This window comes from Streptomyces cinereospinus (assembly GCF_042430725.1).
Taxonomy (GTDB): domain Bacteria; phylum Actinomycetota; class Actinomycetes; order Streptomycetales; family Streptomycetaceae; genus Streptomyces; species Streptomyces cinereospinus.
The window spans coordinates 1-1,688 of the sequence record NZ_JBHMCY010000165.1 but is presented as its reverse complement, the minus strand read 5'-3'; the positions used below and the strand labels follow the sequence as shown (position 1 = coordinate 1,688).

Annotated in this window: 1 protein-coding gene; it reads left to right on the top strand. The window is 69.7% G+C overall.

The window, feature by feature from the left end:
• The first annotated feature begins 266 nt into the window (after positions 1-266).
• Positions 267-1,511: an MFS transporter gene (locus tag ACFF45_RS35300; protein WP_381351128.1), complete on the top strand. Its 1,245-nt coding sequence runs from the start codon at positions 267-269 to the stop codon at positions 1,509-1,511.
• The last annotated feature ends 177 nt before the right edge of the window (positions 1,512-1,688 follow it).

The following is a 1,688-nucleotide window of genomic DNA, read 5'->3' as shown; positions in this document are numbered from 1 at the left end:
GACTTCTACGTGTTCGCGGCCGGCGCGCACGACGACATCCCCCGCTTCGTCTCGCGGCTGCGTCAGGCGCTCCAGGCGGCTGCGGAAGAAGGGTGATCCACGAGGGACCCGCGGACCGTTCGGCCCAGTGAGACCCGGGGCTCGACCCGCCGGACGGCCAGGGTGGAAACGGCACCGCTCCTCTCGCCGTCACGACGACGGTCCGGCGACCGGACCTGTCGGAGTCAGAGGGGACGCTTCCACAAGGGAATCAAGGAGGATTCCGCATGACCATGGACAAATCAGCCACGCTCCTCCAGACAGGCGAAGAACCGTCCGACGCCGCCAGGGAAGCGGCGGGATGGCGTACGGCAGTGGCGTCCGCGCTCGGGCTCACCGTCGGCCCCAGCGTGCTCACGGTCATGGCGTTCGGGGCGTTCATCGCTCCGCTCGACCGGGAGTTCGGGTGGGGGGTATCCGCCATCGGCCTGGCCGCTTCCCTCCTCAGCGTGACCGTCATGATCATCTCTCCCGTGCAGGGCCTTCTGGTCGACCGGTACGGGGGCCGGCGCCTCATCCTGTGCAGTTCCCCCGTCTTCGGGCTCTCCCTGATGGCCATGTACTTCCTGCCCGACGACATTTCCGTGTTCTACCTGGCCTGGGCTCTCATCCCGGTCTGCGGCCTGGGGCTGTGGCCCGTGTCCTACCTCCGGCTCACGGCAGGCTGGTTCGATCGCAGGCTCGGGTTCGCGCTGGGGGTCGCCAACTCCGGCATCGGAGTCGGCACAGTGATCGTCCCCCTGCTCACCGCCTGGCTCATCGCGGCGTTCGGCTGGCGGGAGGCGTTCCTCGGGCTGGGGGCGCTCGCGCTCGTCGCCTTCCCCGTCGCGTACTTCCTCCTCGCCGAACCGGGCCCGCGCAAGGCGGCTGTCCCGACGGCGGGTGACACGCTGAAGGCCGCGGCGATGAGACGGCCGTTCTGGCTCATCCTGGGCGCGTTCTTCCTGCTCGGGACGGTCGGCTCCGCGGTGACGGTCTATCAGATCCCGCTGCTGCTCGACGCGGGCGTGCCGGAGCACGTCGCGAACCTGGTGCCGGTGGCGCTCGGGGTCGCTCTCATCGTGGCCAGGCTCGTGACCGGATGGCTGCTGGACCGCTTCGCGGCGTCCCTGATCATGACCGTCAACCTCGCCGGCGGCATCGTCGCGGTACTGCTCTTCGCGGCGGGACCGAACGTGGCGACGGGCCTGCTCGCTGCGGCGCTGACCGGACTGCTGATCGGCTCCGAGTTCGATGTCCTCAGCTACCTCGTCCCGCGGCACTTCGGACGGATCTCCTACGGCAAGATCTACGGCATCACCTTCTCGGTGTTCCAGATCGGCGGGGCGACGGCCGCGTCCGCGGTGAGCGTGAGCCGCGAGACCTACGGCTCCTACACCCCGGCGATGCTCACCCTGGCCATCGTGTGCGCGGTCTGCGCCGCCCTGTTCCTGTACCTCGGCCCGTACCGGTACGACACGGCTCACACGTGAAGCGGCCCCGCACGCCACTCCCGGCGGGCCGGCGCACGGACGGCCCGGATCCACGAACGACAACAACGGCAGGAGATGTCATGACGGCAGAGCCGCACTCGCATCCGAGCGGGGAACTCCCGCAGGAGCACCGGCCGCGGGCGGGCGGGACCTTCGACGCGACAGCGATCACGTTCG

Coding starts and splice junctions, on each gene's coding strand:
- ACFF45_RS35300 (WP_381351128.1), top strand. CDS start 267: ATGACCATGGACAAATCAGCCACGCTCCTCCAGACAGGCGAAGAACCG.